Origin of the sequence: Streptomyces sp. NPDC086549 (assembly GCF_044746205.1) — a bacterium.
GTDB lineage: Bacteria > Actinomycetota > Actinomycetes > Streptomycetales > Streptomycetaceae > Streptomyces.
In genome coordinates, this window is record NZ_JBIVBS010000024.1 from 60,294 (window position 1) to 77,663 (window position 17,370).

General features: G+C 72.3%; 13 protein-coding genes. 8 read left to right on the forward strand and 5 right to left on the reverse strand.

Annotated elements, in window-relative coordinates; translation table 11 throughout:
- Window positions 1-187 precede the first annotated feature (187 nt).
- The gene (locus ACIPSA_RS44750; protein WP_402646332.1) at window positions 188-388 is read left to right on the forward strand and encodes a hypothetical protein; all 201 of its coding nucleotides are present in this window, start codon (window positions 188-190) and stop codon (window positions 386-388) included.
- Between the two features lie 116 nt (window positions 389-504).
- Window positions 505-942 (forward strand): hypothetical protein, encoded by a 438-nt coding sequence (locus ACIPSA_RS44755; RefSeq protein ID WP_402646335.1) that lies wholly within the window; start codon window positions 505-507, stop codon window positions 940-942.
- 26 nt (window positions 943-968) lie between these two features.
- On the opposite strand, the gene ACIPSA_RS44760 is transcribed toward ACIPSA_RS44755, so the two are convergent.
- The 3 genes from ACIPSA_RS44760 to ACIPSA_RS44770 form a co-directional block, all read right to left on the reverse strand.
- Entirely contained in the window at window positions 969-2,156 is a 1,188-nt protein-coding gene (locus tag ACIPSA_RS44760) for an FAD-dependent oxidoreductase (protein WP_402646338.1), read from the reverse strand.
- Window positions 2,157-2,232: 76 nt separating this feature from the next.
- Window positions 2,233-2,976: a DUF2993 domain-containing protein gene (locus ACIPSA_RS44765; RefSeq protein WP_402646341.1), complete on the reverse strand. Its 744-nt coding sequence runs from the start codon at window positions 2,974-2,976 to the stop codon at window positions 2,233-2,235.
- Window positions 2,973-5,507, reverse strand: coding sequence for an MMPL family transporter (locus tag ACIPSA_RS44770; protein ID WP_402646342.1), 2,535 nt, complete (start codon window positions 5,505-5,507; stop codon window positions 2,973-2,975). Before ACIPSA_RS44770 ends, ACIPSA_RS44765 begins: the two co-directional genes overlap by 4 nt.
- A 231-nt stretch (window positions 5,508-5,738) precedes the next feature.
- Between ACIPSA_RS44770 and ACIPSA_RS44775 the strand changes: the two genes are divergently transcribed.
- Genes ACIPSA_RS44775 through ACIPSA_RS44785 form a run of 3 tightly spaced genes read left to right on the forward strand, consistent with a single transcriptional unit; the run spans window position 5,739 to window position 8,363 of the window.
- On the forward strand, window positions 5,739-6,425 hold the full coding sequence (locus ACIPSA_RS44775; protein WP_402646345.1) for a response regulator transcription factor: 687 nt from the start codon (window positions 5,739-5,741) through the stop codon (window positions 6,423-6,425).
- Window positions 6,422-7,909: a sensor histidine kinase gene (locus ACIPSA_RS44780; protein WP_402646347.1), complete on the forward strand. Its 1,488-nt coding sequence runs from the start codon at window positions 6,422-6,424 to the stop codon at window positions 7,907-7,909. Before ACIPSA_RS44775 ends, ACIPSA_RS44780 begins: the two co-directional genes overlap by 4 nt.
- Before the next feature lie 13 nt (window positions 7,910-7,922).
- The gene (locus tag ACIPSA_RS44785) at window positions 7,923-8,363 is read left to right on the forward strand and encodes a cold-shock protein (RefSeq protein ID WP_402646350.1); all 441 of its coding nucleotides are present in this window, start codon (window positions 7,923-7,925) and stop codon (window positions 8,361-8,363) included.
- Between the two features lie 267 nt (window positions 8,364-8,630).
- Here the strand turns inward: ACIPSA_RS44785 and ACIPSA_RS44790 are convergent, their stop codons facing one another.
- Complete coding sequence (locus tag ACIPSA_RS44790; RefSeq protein ID WP_402646353.1) at window positions 8,631-9,410, reverse strand: polysaccharide deacetylase family protein; 780 nt, start codon at window positions 9,408-9,410, stop codon at window positions 8,631-8,633.
- 154 nt (window positions 9,411-9,564) lie between these two features.
- Between ACIPSA_RS44790 and ACIPSA_RS44795 the strand changes: the two genes are divergently transcribed.
- From ACIPSA_RS44795 to ACIPSA_RS44805, 3 genes are all read left to right on the forward strand, one after another.
- Window positions 9,565-12,789, forward strand: coding sequence for a BTAD domain-containing putative transcriptional regulator (locus ACIPSA_RS44795; RefSeq protein WP_402646356.1), 3,225 nt, complete (start codon window positions 9,565-9,567; stop codon window positions 12,787-12,789).
- A 70-nt stretch (window positions 12,790-12,859) separates the two neighbouring features.
- Complete coding sequence (locus ACIPSA_RS44800) at window positions 12,860-14,272, forward strand: FAD-binding oxidoreductase (protein ID WP_402646358.1); 1,413 nt, start codon at window positions 12,860-12,862, stop codon at window positions 14,270-14,272.
- 189 nt (window positions 14,273-14,461) lie between these two features.
- Window positions 14,462-16,756 (forward strand): FUSC family protein, encoded by a 2,295-nt coding sequence (locus ACIPSA_RS44805; protein WP_402646361.1) that lies wholly within the window; start codon window positions 14,462-14,464, stop codon window positions 16,754-16,756.
- A gap of 64 nt (window positions 16,757-16,820) precedes the next feature.
- On the opposite strand, the gene ACIPSA_RS44810 is transcribed toward ACIPSA_RS44805, so the two are convergent.
- On the reverse strand, window positions 16,821-17,312 hold the full coding sequence (locus ACIPSA_RS44810; protein WP_402646363.1) for a peptidylprolyl isomerase: 492 nt from the start codon (window positions 17,310-17,312) through the stop codon (window positions 16,821-16,823).
- Window positions 17,313-17,370 lie beyond the last annotated feature (58 nt).

Below are 17,370 nucleotides of genomic sequence, written 5' to 3' on the forward strand. Positions count from 1 at the left end.
TCCGGAAATACCTGCGCGTTCGTCGTCGGTTGTCGTTCGTGTCCATGGGTTCTTTGGACGTGTGTTCTTTGGAGGTGGGCATGGGCCACAGCCCAGGGCGCCGGGAGAGGCGGTCGCGATGAGTGTCCTCACAACGGTGATGCAGCACACCCGTCCCGTACGTCGAACGCCGGCGAAAGAGCGGCGCGTGACGTGGCGGCGTGTCGCGCTGGTCCTGCTCCTGGCCGGACTCGAGGCGTCGGCCATGGTGATGGTGGCGAGCGGACGCCTCTCCAGCGCCGGGGTCGGTGTGCTCCTGGCCGCTCTCGGCTGGCTGACCGCCGCGCGCATCGCGACCTGGCACCCGGCACCGGCTGAGAGCCCGGTCGAAGAACCGACCAGGCGATGAGTCAGGCAACCGGGCAACCGACTACCGCCGCCCCCACCATGGAGGCCACCGCGCCGGCACGACCGGCCCCCGCTCGTCTCCGGGGCGATGCGCCTTGGGAACGGCGCCGACGCCACATGATCGAGTTGCTGGCGGCGTCCGCACTGGCGCTCGTTCCCTGGACAGTGCTCCTCGGAGTGACGCTGCCGTCGGACTACCAGGTCCACGCATGGCGGGCGACCTGGATCGGCTTCAACACACTGTTGGTCGCCGCCTTCGCGGCGACGGCCGTCCTCGGCGTCCGACGACATCATGCCGCGGTGATTCCCGCGCTGGCGACGGCGGTCCTGCTCGTGTGCGACGCGTGGTTCGATGTGTCACTCGCCTTCGGCACCCCCGGCGTCTGGGCGTCCGCCGGGCTGGCCGTCTTCGTCGAACTGCCCATCGCGGCCTACATCTTCCGCCGCGCGTACAAGCTCCTGCGCCTGCAGTTGTCCCTGCGGCAACCGGTGGACCATGATGATCCGGGCGATGGGGAGGACCACCACCGGTCGGAGCGCGACCGGGACTGCTGACCGCACGGGCAGGACGCGCCGACGACTCAGTTGACGGCCGCCTCCGGCGGGCGCTCGCGCAGCGCGCCGTATCCGATGAAGTACGCGGGGAGCCGGCGCACCAACCGTGAGCTGGCGAGCAGACCCGCCATGCGCCGTGCCCTCTCCTCGTTGCCGAGCGGTGGCTGTCCCCGCAGGACGGGAGCGATGACACGGGCGTGCGCCATTCGCTGGAGCCCCTGTGTGACGACCGTGGTGGGACGACGCCGGCGCTGCACGCCACGCACGTCGCCCAGGCCCACGCTTCCCCGGCGCAGCGGCTCGGTCAGGTACCGGGCGGCGGCTACGGCGTCCTCCACGGCGAGGTTGATGCCGATGCCGAAGACGGGGGACATCGCGTGCGCGGCGTCGCCGATGCACAGCAGGCCGGGGCGGTGCCAGCGGCGGAGCCGGTCCAGGCGTACGTCGAGGAGCTTGACCTCGTCCCACGAGCGCAGGTGGTGCGTGCGGTCCGCGATCCACGGGACGGCGGCGGCGTAGTCGGCCAGGAAGCGGTCGAGGCCCGCGGCGCGGCGCTCCGTGTCGGTGCCCTTGGGAATGAGCGCGGCGCACTGCCAGTAGTCCCCGCGGTCGATCATCGCGGTCAGAAAACGGTCGCCCGCACCGCCGACGAGTCCGCTCGGGTCCCCTTCGTGCCGTGGCAGCCGGAACCACCAGGCGTCCATCGGGCAGCCGAAGCGGCGCAGTCCCAGTTCGAGCCGGGAACGGGCCAGTGATCCACGGCCGTCGCAGGCGACCGTGAGGGTGGCGCGCAGCTCGCCGGCACGGCCGTCGGATGTGCGGTAGCGCACGCCGGTCACTCGTCCGCCCTCGACTAGGAAGGAGGTCGCCTCGGTGTTCATCCGCAGCTCGAAGGAGGGCTCGCGCCGGGCCTCGTCCGCGAGGAGGTTCAGCAGGTCCCACTGGGGCACCATCGCCACGTAGTTGTACGGGCCGCGCAGCACCGACAGGTCCGCGACCGTGACCGCCGACCGGCCGGCCCCGATGGGCAACTGGACGGTGCGCACCCGGCGCTGAGGCAGCTTGGCGAAGCGCTCGGCCAGGCCCAGGTCGTCCAGCAGCGCCAGTGTCGAGGGGTGCACGGTGTCGCCGCGAAAGTCACGCAGGAAGTCGCCGTGCTTCTCCAGCACAGTGACGGCGACGCCGGCCCGGGCCAGCAGAAGGGCGAGCACCATCCCTGCGGGGCCGCCCCCCACTACACAACAGGTGGTCCTGGTCCGCTCCATCACAGCCCTGCCCTTCAGAAGAGCATTAATTCATCACCCGATGAATACCATACTCCCCCTCGGCCCCTGTCTCCGGCAACCGGGCCGGCCCTCCGTCCAGGGTGACGTCGACGCCGGTGTCGGTGACGTCGAGCGACGTGGCCCTGAGACCCAGGGGGTAGGCGGCGCCCGTACGGGCGGACAGTCTGTTCCGGAGGCGGTCCACGACCGCGGCGGGAGCCGGAGCGCCGAGGACCTCCACGTCCTCGACCTCCAGCTTCACGCGGCCCTCCCGCAGCTCCGGACGCAGGGTGGCTCGGCCCAGGCCACCCTGGCCGAGGAGGAGGGTGACGGTGCCCGCTCCCGCGTCCAGCCGGACGTCGGTGACCGGGAACCGTCCCTCGGCCGTGGCGGCCAGGCCCTGCACGGAGGAGGCGGGCACCGCCACGTCCGCGTGGGTGTGGGCGACGGTTCCGGAGTGGTCGCCGGTCAGTCGTACGTCGTCCAGGCGTGCCCGAACGGATACGTCGGAGAACCGTCCGAGGTCGGCGTGGTCGCTACGGATCGTGACGGAGTCGAGGTGGCGCTCGAACAGGAGCAGCAGCGCCGGCCCGCCGTCGGCGTGGACCTGGCTGTCCTTGCCCAGGGCCCGGCCGACCGCCGTGGCGAGGCGGTGGTGCAGAAGGGAGCGGGCGCCGGCTTCGGCCGCGGTGCCCGTGAGCAGCAGAGCGAGCAGCACGACGGACGTCCGGCGGGCGAGGCGGCGTCGCGCGAGTGATACGCCGGTCATCGGGCCTGCTCTCCCCGGGTGGTGGTGACTGCCGGGTCCCTGAGGTCGGCCGGGTCCCCGTCAGGGACGGTGCTCGGGCCCTCGGGGTCGAGGTGGGGAAGGAGACGGTCCAGCCAGGCGGGCAGCCACCAGTTGGCCCTGCCCAGCAGGTACATGGTCGAGGGGACGAGGACCAGCCTGACCAGCGTGGCGTCGATGATGACGCTCACGCCCAGGCCCAGCGCCAGCATCTTGATCACCACGTTGGTGGAGAGCAGGAAGGCCAGGAAGACACTGGTCATGATCAGTGCGGCGCACGTGATGACGCGGGCGGTACCGGCCAGCCCGGTGGCGACACTGAGGTGGTTGTCCTTGGTGTTCAGCCAGGACTCCCTGATGCGGGAGAGGAGGAAGACCTCGTAGTCCATGGACAGCCCGAAGACGATGGCGAACATCATCATCGGCACGTACGACTCGACCGGTACGGGCTCCTCGACGCCGAGCAGTGAGCCTCCCCAGCCCCACTGGAAGACCGCGACGACGACGCCGTATGCGGCGCCTATGGACAACAGGTTGAGCAGCGCCGCCTTCAGGGCGACGAGCAGGCTGCGGAAGACGGTGAGCAGCAGCAGGAAGGCGGCCGCGACCACCACCGCGACGATGACCGGCAGACGGTCCACGACCACGTCCCGGAAGGTGAGTTGGGCGGCCGTGGTGCCGGAGACATAACCGTGGGCACCGAAGCCTGCCAGGGCCTCGGGAAGGGCGTCGTCCTCCAGCCGGTGCAGCAGATCGGTCGTGGCCCGGTCCTGCGGTCCGGACTCCGGGGTGACGGTGGCGATCAGCAGAGCACGGTCGGCGGTGGCGACCGGGGTGGACACCTTCGCGACTCCGTGGGTCGACGCCAGTGTGTCGTGCAGGGTCGTGGTGAGCCGCTCCATCTCGGCCGAGGTGTAGGTACGGTCGTGGTCGCGGGCGGCGACGACCGTGAACTGGCCGTTGGTGCCCGGGCCGAAGCCGTCCGCGACCAGGTCGTAGGCGCGGCGGTCGGTGTAGTCGGTCGGGTCGGCGCCGTCGTCGACGTGGCCCAGGCGCATGGATGCGGTGGGAATGGCGAGCACCGCCAGCACGAGTGCGCCGATGGCGAGGAACAGCCAGGGGCGGCGGCCGACCGTGCCGGCCCAGCGGTGCCAGGTGTCGGCGGTCGTGTCCGGTTCGTCGACGGGCGGCCGCACCGACCAGCGGTCGATCCGGCGGCCGGCGATGCCGAGGAAGGCCGGGGCGAGCGTGAGCGCGGCGACGGCGGCCACCACGACGGTCAGCCCGGCGGCGATGCCGAGGGTGCCGATGAAACCGACGCTCGAGGCGTACAGTCCGCCGAGCGCGAGGGTCACCGTGGCCGCGGCGACGATCACGGCCCGGCCGCTGGTGGCCACCGCCCGGCCCGCCGCCTCGGCGGGGTCGTCGACGTCGCGCAGCAGGCGGCGGTGGCGGGTGATGAGGAACAGGGCGTAGTCGATGCCCACGCCCAGCCCCATCATCGTGGCCAGCGTCGGTGCCGCGGTGCCGAAGGTGAAGGCCGCGGCCAGCAGGGTGAGCAGCGAGATGCCGGACAGCAGTCCGACCACGGCGGTCAGCAGCGGCAGACCGGCGGCGGCCAGACTGCCGAACCCGGCGAGCAGGACGATCACGGCGGTGGCGAGCCCGATCGCCTCCGACAGCCGGTCCGCGGCCTTGGGCCGGGCCAGCTTGCCCAGCGGACCGCCGTACTCGACCTCCACACCGTCGGCGCGCAGACCGTGCACGGCGTCGTCGACGCCGGCGAGGTAGGAGCGGTCGAAGCGGGACGGGTTCTTCGTGAAGCGGAGGGTGACGATTCCGGTGGTGCCGTCGGCGGAGACCGCGCCCGGAGTACGGAGCGGGTCGGCCACGGAGATCACCTCCGGCAGCCTGCCCAGCTCGTGCACGGCCGTGCCGACCGCGTCCGGATGGGCACCGAGCGCGCCGCTGTCGGGGTGCAGCACGATCTGGGAGGCCGTGCCGCGGACCCCGGCCGAGCCATGGGCGTCCAGCAGGTCGGCGCCGGTCTGGACGGAGGTGCCCGGCAGCGAGAAGTCGTCGTCGTAGGTGCCGCCCCAGGTCCGGTCGGCGGCCAGCGCGGCGAGCATCACCAGCAGCCAGGCTCCGAGCACCCACCAGGGCCGTCGCGCGCACCAGCGGCCCGCCCTGTGGAGCCGGCCCACGGGAGCGTTCGGGACCGGCCCGGGAGGGGGAGGTTCGTGGGTGGTGCCGAGAGGGTGGGTGCGGAGGGGATGGGTGCGGAGAGGGTGGGTCATTGCGTCGTTCCTGGTCGGGCCCTCGGCGGGCGCGGGCTGCTGGGCGGGCGTACGAGAGGGCGCGGGGCGGGGCCGGCGGGTGCGGAGCAGGAACAGCGTGACGGCGAGGACCAGCCCAGCAGCGGTGACCAGGCCCAGCACGACGAGCATCGATCCCCCCGTACCGGTGTCGGCTGGAGCCACGGCGCCGGATGTGGCGATGCGGGTGCGGTTCACGTTGTCGTCCCCCTTTTCCCGTTTCTCGTTTTCTCGTTTTCTCGTTTTCTCGTTTTCTCGATTGCGAGCACAGCGTGCAGCAGTCGTACGAGCGCAACGTTCGGCGATTGTTCAGGCGGTGTAAGGATCGGATCCGGACGCGTCCGGGCACACAGGCGCTGGCTAGCATCGACGGCATCCCGGAGCCCCGGGCCGGCCCTTGCTGTTCCAGGGGTCCGAGGAGAGAGACACATGCCGGAGAACAGAGGTCTCGTCCTGATCGCCGAGGACGAGCGGCACATCGCCGACCTGCAGCGGCGCTATCTGAGCCGGGAGGGTTTCGGCGTCCACGTCGAGTCCGACGGGGCCGCCGCGCTGGCCGCGGCCCGTCGGATACGCCCCGCTGCGATCGTGCTGGACATCGCCCTGCCGCGCATGGACGGCATGGAGGTGTGCCGTCGGCTGCGCGCGGAGGGCGACTGGACGCCCATCGTGTTCGTGACCGCACGGGACGAGGTGACCGATCGCATCCTCGGGCTGGAGCTCGGCGGCGACGACTATCTCGCCAAGCCGTTCTCCCCGCAGGAGCTGGTCGCGCGGGTGAAGAGCCTGCTGCGGCGGGCGGCGGGCCCGCAGCAGGATCCGGTCCGCAGGCTGGGCCGGCTCACCCTCGACGCCGGACGCCGCACCCTGCGCGTGGACGACGGCCCCGTGGAGCTGACCACCACCGAGTTCAACCTGCTGGCCTTCCTGATGCGCCACCCCGGCCAGGTCTTCACCCGGGAACAGCTGCTGGCCCAGGTGTGGGGCTACGCCGACTACCGGGACACCCGGGTCATGGACGTCTACGTGTCGCAGCTGCGCGCCAAGCTCGGTGACGCCAGCCCGATCCGTACCGTCCGCGGGGTCGGTTACAGCGTCGCCGACACCGGCCGATGAACACCGCACGCGGCCACGGCTCCCTCGCCGGAAGCATCGTGCTGCTGACCACCGCCGTGGCAGCGGTCGCCGTACTGCTGACCGGGCTGTTCGCCTGGCGGACGATCCGCACGAACGCCGAGGCCCAGGAGCGCGACCAACTCGCCCGTCAGGCGGAGGTCCTGGCCCGGACACCGCCGCTGGCCGGCCTGCTCCTGCAGCGGCAGCAGCGGATCGCCGGCCCCACCGGCACCGAACTCGCCCTCGTCCAGCCCTCCGGCGAGGTGGACGGTCCGGCGACGGCGGTCGTCGGCTCCGCCCTGCGCAAGGCGCTTCTGTCGGGTGAGGACGTCTCGGCGACCGCCGTGCTCGGCGGACAGGCGGTACTGGTGGAAGGCGTGCCGACGCGCACCGGCGGCGGCCTGGTCCTCACCCAGCCGATGAGCGATGTCGACGCGGCCACCGACCGCATGCGCGGCGCCCTGGCGCTGCCGCTGGCACTGGGACTGGCCGGAGCGGCCCTGGCCGGCGCGCTGCTGGCCCGGCGGCTGGCCCGCCCGCTCTCCTCGGCGGCCCGCACCGCCCACCGGCTGTCCACGGGCGAGCGCGGCCTGACGGTGCCCGCGGAAGGACCCGCCGAGGTGGCCGAGCTCGCGGCCGCGCTGAACTCACTGGACGCGGCACTGGCCCACAGCGAGAACCGGCAACGGGACTTCCTGCTGTCCGTCTCCCACGAGATCCGTACGCCACTGACCACCGCACGCGGATACGCCGAGGCCCTGGCCGACGAGGTGATCGCCGGCGACGAGGTACCCGAGGCCGGACGGGTCATGCGTACCGAGATCGAGCGGCTGGAGCGCTTCGTGGGTGATCTGCTCGCCCTGGCCCGGCTGGAGGCCGACGACTTCCGGCTGGACGTCGACGAGGTCGATCTGGACACGCTGGTGGAGCAGGCCGCGGCAGTCTGGTCGGCCCGCTGCGCCCGGGAGGGGGTCGACTTCCGTGTCGAACGCCCGGGACGCCCTTTGGTCATCGCCACCGACGGCTTCCGGGTACGGCAGCTCGTCGACGGACTCGCCGAGAACGCGCTCCGTGTCACCCCGGCCGGACGGCCCTTGGTGCTGGCCCTGGAACAGGACGGTGCGGGAGCCCGGTTGCAGGTGCGCGACGGCGGCCCCGGCCTCACCGACGCCGACATCGAGGTCGCGTTCGAACGCGGCGCCCTCACCGACCGCTACCGCGGTGTCCGCCGTGTGGGCAGCGGCCTCGGCCTGGCCATCGCCCATCGTCTGACCACCCGGCTCGGCGGCGCCGTCTCCGCCGACGGACATGCCCCCGAAGGCGGCGCCTGCTTCACCGTCCGGCTGCCGCCCCATCCGGGCGCATCCCGGGATCAGGGCCTGGACCGGCCGTCCGGTGCGCGGGCCCACCGCACGCGAGCGGTCACGGCGGGTGCGCGTAAGCTGCTGCCGCGTTGCGATTGTCCGGGACAGGGACCGGGCTGATGGGGGTGGCGGTGTGGTTGCCGGGCGTGTGGTGCGTTTCGACGGTCTTCGGGGTTACGGGTTCATCGCTCCCGACCACGGCGGGGAGGACGTCTTCCTGCACGTGAACGACCTTCGCATCCCGGAGCACCAGGTACGTCCGGGGCTCGCCGTGGAGTTCACGATCGAGGAGGGCGAGCGCGGGCTCAAGGCGTCGGACGTACGGCTGGCCGAGGGGCCCGACGGCAGGCCGCGTACGCCGCCGAGCGGTGCGGAGAGGGTGTCGTCCCCGGCTGGTCACCGGCATGCCGACGGTGACGACTCGCTCTGTGACGTGCTCACCGCGGACGAGTACCTGCACGAGGTCACCGAGATCCTGCTCACCGCGGCACCGTCGCTGACCGGCGAGCAGATCCTCGCCGTCCGGCGCAGGTTGCTGCAGTTCGGCAAGGACCACGGCTGGACCGAGGACTGAACACTCCGGGTCGGTCGAAGCGGCGGAGGCGCGGTGCCCCCGCGGCACAGGGACGGACGCCGCAGGGCACCGGGTCCCGCCCGGCCGGCCCACCCTCATGAGCAGGGAGCTCGGGTGTGCGGGCTCGGGTGTCGTGGCAAGGACGTCCGCCGGCGACGCGTGCGAGGCGTGCGGGCCGCGTCCGGGCGGAGCTCACCGCCGCGCCGCAGAAGACGCAACTCGGCCGACCGGTTGATCGATCGCGTCCGCCCACACCGGTCGTGAGGCTCAGGGCCGGTAGACCATCCCCGGCTGGGGCTTCGCGGGGGCAAGCAGTTGGGACACGGTGACGATGGTGTAGCCGCGCTGCTGAAGGGCCTTGATGATCCCCGGGACGGCGGGCACGGTCCCCTTGTGCAGGTCGTGCAGCAGGATGATGCCGTCGCGGTGTGTCTGGTCGAGCACCCGCTCGGTGATCAGGGCCGAGTCGGTCGTCTCGTAGTCCTTGGCCGTGACGCTCCACAACACCTGCGCCAGCCCCAGTTCGCGGCAGATCTTGGCCACCTTGCGGTCGGTGCGGCCCTGCGGCGGACGCATCAGGACGGGCCGGGTGCCGGTGACCTTCTCGATGGCGTCCTGGGTGCGGGTCAGCTCATGACGGGCATCGTCCGCGTCGATCTCCGTGAGCCTCTTGTGGTTCCAGGTGTGGTTGCCGATCTCATGTCCCTCGTCGGCTATGCGACGGATGATGTCGGGGTGCTTGTCGATGTGGCCCTTGCCCTGCAGGAAGAACGTCGCGTGCAGGTGATCCCCCTTCAAAATGTCCAGCAGGCGCGGGGTCGTCGGACTGGGGCCGCCGTCGAAGGTCAGGGCCACACACTTCGCCTTTCGGCAGTCGACGGGCCCGGCCACCGTTCCCGTCGCCTTGTCCCGGGCCGCGCGCGGCGACGTGTGCTCGTACGTCGTGACCGTCAGGGCCACGATCAGCCAGACGGCCAGAGCGACGGTCACGACTGTCGCGAGAGAGATGAGTATGCGCGACCGTCTTGTGCGCACGTTCAGGGGCATGGGGGACCTTTCACTCGACCGTGGGACCGCAGCCGTCGATTACCGGCGCCGTTGGTTATTGACGGCCTCGCATGCCCTTGGGTTGCTCCTGGCGCGAACAGCCGTCCACGGGTCCCGGATCCGGCCAGGCGGTAACCTGCTGGTGAGGGCAGCCATGGCCGATCAGGTACGCATCCGGCTCCTCGGCGGGTTCGCCGTGGCGGTCGACGACCGCCCGGTCGCCGCCGGGGCGTGGCGACTGCGCAAGGCCCGCAGCCTGCTGAAGCTGCTGTGCCTGTCACCGGGCCATCGGATGCACCGGGAGCGGCTCTACGACCTTCTGTGGCCGGACCTGGACCGGACGGCCGCGTCGAACAACCTGCACCAGGTGCTGCACGCCGTGCGGCGTGCGCTGGCCTCCACGGGGTCGCCGGGCGACGTCGTCGTGCTCCGTGACGACCTGGTGCTGCTCGCGCCCGACGGCGGTGTGCGCATCGACCTCGACGAACTCGACGAGGCGGTCCGGCGGGCCGCGCACAGCGGTGGGGCGGCGGACTACCGTGCCGCGCTGGCCCTGGCCGATCCCGGGCTGCTGCCCGAGGACCGGTACGAGCCGTGGGCGGGCGAGGCGGCCGTGGTACTGGAGACACGGCGTACGACGCTCAGGCTGGAGCTTGCCGAGGCCCTCGAACGCGAGCACCACACGGCCGAGGCCATCGACGTACTGCGGGCCCTGATCTCCGATGACCCCCTGCACGAGCCCGGCCACCGCGCGCTGATGCGGGACCTCGCCGACGCCGGGCGGCGCCGGGAGGCGCTGGCCACGTACGAGCGGCTGCGGGACGCGCTCCGCCGCGACACCGGCGCCGACCCCGACCCGCAGACGCGCCGCCTCTTCCGTGAGTTGCTGGCCGACTCGGTCGAGGCCCGGGAACGACGGCCGGACGCCCCGCGGCACAATCTGCCGGTGCCGGCGACCGCTCTCATCGGACGGGAGCGCGAGACGGCCGAGGTCGAGCAGTTGCTCGCGCGCAGCAGGCTGCTGACCCTCACCGGGGCCGGCGGCTGCGGCAAGACCCGGCTCGCGCTCGCCGTGGCGGCCCGCCGGCGCGACGACTTCCGGGACGGGGCATGGTTCGTGGACCTGGCCGCGCTGACGGAACCGCACCTCGTCCCCGAGGCGATCGCCGGAATCCTCGGGCTGCAGCTGCCGCCGTCGGGCGGGGCCCGGCAAGCGCTGATCACACAGCTCGGCGGCCGGGAGCTGCTGCTCGTGCTGGACAACTGCGAACACCTGATCGACGCGTGCGCCGCCCTCGTCTCGGAGTTCCTGGCCCACTGCCCGGGCGTCGCCGTGCTCGCGACCAGCCGGGAACCGTTGCGCAGTTACGGGGAACGTACCTTCAGGGTGCCGTCGCTGGGCCTGCCGGATCCGCGCCGGCTGCCGTCGGTGGAGGAACTGGGCCGTTTCGCGTCCGTGCGGCTGTTCGTGGAGCGGGCCGCCGACGCGGCCCCAGGATTCCGGCTGACCTCGGGGAACGCGGCGGCCGTGGCCCAGATCTGCTTCCGGCTCGACGGAATGCCCCTGGCGCTGGAGCTGGCGGCGGCACGGGTGCACGTGCTTGCCCCGCGGCAGATCGCCGAACGGCTCGACGACGCCCTGGCTCTCCTCGGCCAGGGCAGTCGGCACGGCGTGACCCGGCAGGAGACACTGCTGGCCACCCTGGAGTGGAGCCACCGGCTGCTCGACGACGAGGAAGGGCGTCTGCTGCGCCGGCTCTCCGTCTTCGCGGGCGGTTTCTCGCTCGCCGCGGCCGAGGAGGTGTGCGCCGACGGTACCGGGCGCACCCCGGTCCTCGACCTGCTCGGCCGGCTGGCCGACAAGTCCCTGGTGTGGGTGGAGCCCCGGCAGGACGAGGCCCGCTACCGGCTGCTGGAGACGATCAGGCAGTACGCCGCGGAGCGCCTGCGGACCGCCGGGGAACTGGCGGCCACCGAGGCCAGGCACCGGCACTTCTACCTCGACCTCGCCGAGGCGCGGGACCGCGAGCCGCCCACCGGAGTCTCCGGGGCGACCTCGCTGGAGCTGGAGGCCGACTACGGCAACATCCGGGCCGCCCTGCGTTCGTTCCTGCGCCACGAACCGGACCACGCGCTGCGCCTGGCGGTCGCGCTGCGCTCGTTCTGGCCCGAACGCGGACGCCTCGCCGAGGGGCGGCGCTGGCTGGACGACGCCCTGGCCGCCGCGCCGGATCCCACCCCGCAGCGCGCGCGGGCGCTGATGGGCCGGGCCGTGCTGGCGATCCGCCTCGGTGACGGATCCCCGCTGGAGGACATCGGCGCGCAGATCGTCCGGATACACCGGAGGCAACCGGACCCGGCGGTCCTGGCGTACGCCCTCTACCAGCAGGCGGTTCTGCTCTGGATGCACGGTAGGTGGGACCGCGCCCGTATCGCTCTCGACCAGGCCCGCGCTCTCGCCCAGGACGCGGGCGCCCCGTCCGTCCTCGCCGCCGCCGCGCACCTCGACGGTGTCTGGGCCGTCTGCCGAGGCGAGGGCACGGTGGCCCGCGAGGCCTGCGCGGAGAGTCTGCGGCTGCTGGACGGGATCGGAGCGGACAGCGGCCCGTTCCTCCCGGTCATCACACCGGGTTACGCGGTGGAGGACGACGGGGCGGGTCGGGTGTCGCTGCTCTTCGAGGAGACGGTCCTCGCCGGACGCACGGTCGGCCCGGCCCGGGCACGTGGCTACGTCCTCGCCAATCTCGCGTGGGCGAGCCGCCTGGAGGGCGACACCGGCGCCGCCACGACGGCGGCCGAACGCAGCGCCGACTGCTTCCGCGCGCTCGCCGACCCCCACGGGGAGTCCCTGGCCTTCAACGCGCTCGGCAACATCCACCGCGGGCACGGCGACCACGCTACGGCGAGGGAGTACCTCGACGCGGCGCTGGCGATCAGGCGGCGGCTCGGCGACCGCCGGGAGGAAGGCATCACGCTCGGCTGCCTCGGCCTGCTCCAGCTGGCCGAGGGGGACACCGAGAGAGCGCAGGCCACCATCGCCCTCGCCCTCGCGGGCTTCGAGGAGACCGATGACATCCCGGGTACCACGAACAGCCTGCTCCACCTCGGGCTCGTGGCCCGGACCGCCGGTGACTGCGCACGGGCCCGCACCCTGCTGCACAGCGCCCAGCGGCTGGAGCAGGTCGCCGGGTCGCCCTCCGCTGCCGGTTGGGCCGCCCTCATCCTGGCGCAGTTGCTGTGGCAGACGGGCGACCGGGACGCCGCCGCGGCTTCGGCCGCCCGGGCCGACGACCTCTTCGCCCGCTTCGGCGACACGCGCGGCCGGGCCGCCCTGCGGCGTGCGGTGCCGCAGGCTCCGGCCGTCCAAAGCGGCTGCTGAGTGAATGCTAAGAGGTGCTGCCTACGGTCCTGAGTATCAGCACGAGAGCACTCACACCGAGGAGCCGACCATGTCGATCGACACGGCAAAGGGCGTCCTGGGGGACGCCACCATCGCCGAGCTGGAAGCAGGCCTGCGCGGCACCGTCGTCCGCCCCGACGACGCCGGCTACGACGAGGCCCGCGCGGTCTGGAACGGGTCCCACGACAAGCACCCGGCGCTGATCGTGCGGTGCACCGGGACCGCGGACGTGATCCGTGCCGTCGAGTTCGCCCGCAGCCAGGACCTGCTCGTCGCCGTGCGCGGCGGCGCTCACAGCATCGCCGGGTTCTCGACCTGCGACGACGGCATCGTCATCGACCTGTCGCCGATGAAGGGCGTCATCGTCGACCCCGCGCGGCGCCGGGTGGTCGCCCAGGCCGGCGTGACGTGGGGCGACCTCGACCATGAAACCCAGGCCTTCGGGCTCGCCGTGACCGGCGGGCTGATCTCCTCGACCGGGATCTCCGGCTTCACCCTCGGCGGCGGAGTCGGCTGGCTGCTGCGTCGGCACGGTCTGTCGTCCGACAATCTGACGGCGGCCGAGGTCGTCACTGCCGACGGCCGCGTGGTGCGCGCGGACCCGCAGGAGCATCCCGAGCTGTTCTGGGCGCTGCGCGGTGGCGGTGGCAACTTCGGTGTGGTCACGTCGCTGGAGTTCCAGCTGCACCCGGTCGGGCCACAGGTCCTGGCCGGCCTGATCGTCTACCCCGTCGCGGAGGCCCGCCAGGTGCTCACGCGCTGGCGTGAGCAGCTCGACCGCATGCCCGACGAACTGACGACGGTCCTCAATCTCACGACCGCGCCTCCGCTGCCGTTCCTGCCACCGGAGGTCCACGGCACCCGCGTCGTCGTGCTGCTCGGCATGTACGCGGGCGACCCCTCGGCAGGCGAGGCGGCCGTGGCGCCGCTGCGCACTCTGGGGACACCGATCGCCGACCTCATGGGCCCCGTTTCGTACACGGACATGCAGTCGATGCTCGACCCGCTGTGGGAGGCCGGCGCCCACAACTACTTCACGTCCGCGTTCATCGAGCCGTCCGACGCCGCGCTCGACACCGTACTGCGACGTCACCTGACGACACCCACGCCCTCCAGCGAACTGCACATGCACCACTTGGGCGGTGCCTTCGCCCGCGTGCCCGCCGAGGCCACGGCCTTCAGCCAACGGGACGCGCGCGTGCTGTGCAACGTGATCGCGCGTTCCCCCGACGCGACGGACTTCGACTCGCATGTCGCCTGGGCCCGCGACACCCGCCGGGAGATCGCAGCACACGGCCACGGTGCCATGTACGTCAACTTCACCGGCGACGCCGCCGAGGACAAGGTGCGCGCCTCGTACCCGGACGCGGTGTACGAGCGGCTGGTGAGGGTCAAGGACGCCTACGATCCCACGAACATGTTCCGCCTCAACCAGAACATCCGCCCCTCGGCCGCGGCATGACCGGACCCCACGGCCGCTGCGCGCCGTCGGCCGGCAGGCCGGCGCCGCGCAGCGGTGCGGTCACCCGGAGGGCCGCAGTCGTACGGCTGCCCGGCGCAGCCGCGACACCGCGCCGACCAGCGGGGACGGATACTCGGCGGGTCGAAGGAACACGCGGGCGGGCGCTCCGCTGACGGAAGGTCTCGGCGTATGCAGGCGGCAGCCGGCTTCAACCTGCTCGGGAAGGTTCCGGCATGGCTGCGGGCCCACGATCCGGAGCTGGCCGCGACCCGCAGGGCCACGCGGGCCGCTGTGGTGCTGCCCGCGCTGTTCGCCCTGTGCAATGAGGTGTTCCATGCGCCGGTGATGGCGACCTTCGCGGCGTTCGGTGCGTTCTCGATGCTGCTGCTGGTCGACTTCACCGGCCCGATGGTGCAGCGGCTGCGCGCCCATGTGGGCCTCGCGGTGGCCTGGTTGCTGCTCATCTGTCTCGGTACCGTCGTGGCCCATGTGACCTGGGTCGCGGTGATCGTGACGGTCGTGGTCGGCTTCGCCGTGCTGTTCTCGGGTGTGGTCAGCTCCGTTCTGGCCGGGGCGTCGACGGCCCTGCTCCTGGCCTTCGTCCTTCCGGTGACCGCGCCCGCGCCGGCATCGGAGCTGCCCGCGCGGCTCGCGGGTGCGGGTCTCGCCGCGGCCGCCTCCTTGCTCGCGATCTCCCTGCTGTGGCCGCGCCCCGGCACCGACCCGCTCTGTGCCCCGGCCGTCCGGGCCTGCCGTGCGGCCGCGGCACAACTGCACGCCGACGCATCCCGTCTGACGCACGACGCCGACGCCCCGAGCGTCCAGGCCTGCAGGGCGAGCGCCGACGAGGCCGAGGTTGCTGCGGCCGGCCTGCGCACCGCCTTCGACGCCACTCCCTACCGGCCCACCGGGCTGTCCATCAGTTCACGGGCCGTGGTCCGGCTGGTCGACGAACTGACCTGGCTCAGCACGATCGTGGCCGACAGCGCTCCCCCACCGGTCGACCACCCCGTCTGCGATCCCGAGGCCCACGCCGTGCGGCGGGCGGCCGCCGTGGTCCTGGAACGGACGGCTGATCTGCTGGACGCCCCGTACGGCGCACCCGACGCACTGCACGCCGCGCAGGAGACGTTGCGCGCGGCCATGGGCAGGATGGAGCGCAGCGCGACCGTTCTGCTTCCGGTGCATCTGCCGGGGCCCGGTACGGATTCGGAGGTCCGCGCTTTCATCGGGACCCTGGACCTGTCGTTCCGCGCCCAGGAACTGGGTTTCGCCACGCTCCAGATCGCGGGCAACGTGGACCTGGCAGCCGCGGCGGAACGGCGCAGCTGGCCGGAGCGGCTGCTCGGCCTGGAACCCGGCGCGCCGGCCCGGCCGCTGGCGGCCGCGCGGGAGCGCGCCGTCGCCCACCTGCGGCCCAACTCGGTCTGGTTGCACAACAGCCTCCGGGGCGCCGTCGGCCTGGGCATCGCCGTCGCCCTGGCGAGCCTGACAGGTTTTCAGCACTCCTTCTGGATCCTCCTCGGCACCCTGTCGGTGCTGCGCTCGAACGCCCTCAGCACCGGCCAGAACGCGGTCCGCGCGCTCGGCGGGACGATCGCGGGCTCGATCATCGGCGTCGGCCTGCTGCTCCTGATCGGGCACCACGGCACGGCCCTGTGGTTCCTGTTGCCGGTCGCCGTGCTGATCGCCGGGATCGCACCGGCCGCGGTGTCGTTCGCCGCGGGTCAGGCGGCGTTCACCATCACTCTCGTCATCCTGTTCAACATCGGCCACCACCCCAGCTGGCACATCGCGCTGCTACGGGTCCAGGACATCGGGCTCGGCTGTGCCGTCAGCGTGCTCGTGGGCCTGTTCTTCTGGCCGCGCGGGGCCGCCGGCGCGGTCGACCGCGCCCTCGCCGACGCCTACACGGACAGCGCGCGCTATCTCGTCGGGGCCGTCGAGTACGCCGTCGGTCGCTGCGGCGCACATCCCTCGTCGGCCGCCGCGCCGCTCGAGGAGGGCCGCGAGGCCGCGGCGGCCGCCCGCAGACTCGACGACGCCTTCCGCAGTTTCCTGGCCGAACGCGGGGCGAAACCCGTGCCGCTCGCGGATATGACGACCCTGGTCACCGGCATCGTCGGACTGCGGCTCGCCGCGGACGCGGTGCTCGGGCTGTGGCAGCGTGCGGGCGACCGGCACCCGGGGACGGGCCGTGCCGAGGCTCGCATGGTGCTGCTGGCCACGGCGGGCCGGGTGGCCGGATGGTACCGGGACCTGGCCGTGAGCCTGGCCGGGAATTCTCGCGTGCGCGATCCCCTGCCCCACAGCCCCGCCGCCGCGGCGAGCCTGGTCGCCTCGCTCCGCCGCGAGCTGCGTGACGACGACGGACGGGCATCCGACACCGCGGTGCGCATCATCTGGACCGTCGACCACCTCGCGGCGGCACGGCGCCTGCAACCGAGCCTCAAGGCGGCCGCGCGGCACGGCGGTTCCGCCTGAGGCGAGCGGCGGGCCCTGGCTGCCTCGACAGGCAGGGCCGGCCGACCAGGCCCGTCCGGGTATCTCAGACGGTGCCGCAGTCCGAGATGACGATCTTCTTGGAAGTGGCGCCGGAACGGCTGCCGAGCGCCTCGACGGCCTTCACCACGTCCATGCCCTCGACGACCTCGCCGAAGACGACGTGCTTGCCGTCCAGCCAATCGGTGACGATCGTGGTGATGAAGAACTGCGACCCGTTGGTGTTCCGGCCGGCGTTGGCCATGCTCAGCAGACCCGGCTTGGTGTGCTTGAGGGTGAAGTTCTCGTCCGCGAACTTCTCACCGTAGATGCTCTTGCCGCCGGTGCCGTTCTCGTTGGTGAAGTCACCGCCCTGCAGCATGAAGTCCGGGATGACACGGTGGAACGGCGAGCCCTTGTAGCCATAGCCGTGTTCACCGGTGGCGAGCTCACGGAAGTTGCGGGCCGTCTTCGGGACGACATCGTCGTACAGTTTGAACTCGATACGGCCGAGCGGCTCGCCGTTCGCGGACACCTCGAAGTAAACGTTCTGGCCCATAGCTCTGCTCCTCTTGGAATCGACAGGTCGCGTCCGAGAATACGAGACACCCTGCAAC

Coding starts and splice junctions, on each gene's coding strand:
- ACIPSA_RS44755 (WP_402646335.1), top strand. CDS start 505: ATGATCGAGTTGCTGGCGGCGTCCGCACTGGCGCTCGTTCCCTGGACA.
- ACIPSA_RS44800 (WP_402646358.1), top strand. CDS start 12,860: ATGTCGATCGACACGGCAAAGGGCGTCCTGGGGGACGCCACCATCGCC.
- ACIPSA_RS44810 (WP_402646363.1), bottom strand. CDS start 17,312: ATGGGCCAGAACGTTTACTTCGAGGTGTCCGCGAACGGCGAGCCGCTC.
- ACIPSA_RS44760 (WP_402646338.1), bottom strand. CDS start 2,156: ATGGTGCTCGCCCTTCTGCTGGCCCGGGCCGGCGTCGCCGTCACTGTG.
- ACIPSA_RS44775 (WP_402646345.1), top strand. CDS start 5,739: ATGCCGGAGAACAGAGGTCTCGTCCTGATCGCCGAGGACGAGCGGCAC.
- ACIPSA_RS44765 (WP_402646341.1), bottom strand. CDS start 2,976: ATGACCGGCGTATCACTCGCGCGACGCCGCCTCGCCCGCCGGACGTCC.
- ACIPSA_RS44780 (WP_402646347.1), top strand. CDS start 6,422: ATGAACACCGCACGCGGCCACGGCTCCCTCGCCGGAAGCATCGTGCTG.
- ACIPSA_RS44805 (WP_402646361.1), top strand. CDS start 14,462: ATGCAGGCGGCAGCCGGCTTCAACCTGCTCGGGAAGGTTCCGGCATGG.
- ACIPSA_RS44795 (WP_402646356.1), top strand. CDS start 9,565: ATGGCCGATCAGGTACGCATCCGGCTCCTCGGCGGGTTCGCCGTGGCG.
- ACIPSA_RS44790 (WP_402646353.1), bottom strand. CDS start 9,410: ATGCCCCTGAACGTGCGCACAAGACGGTCGCGCATACTCATCTCTCTC.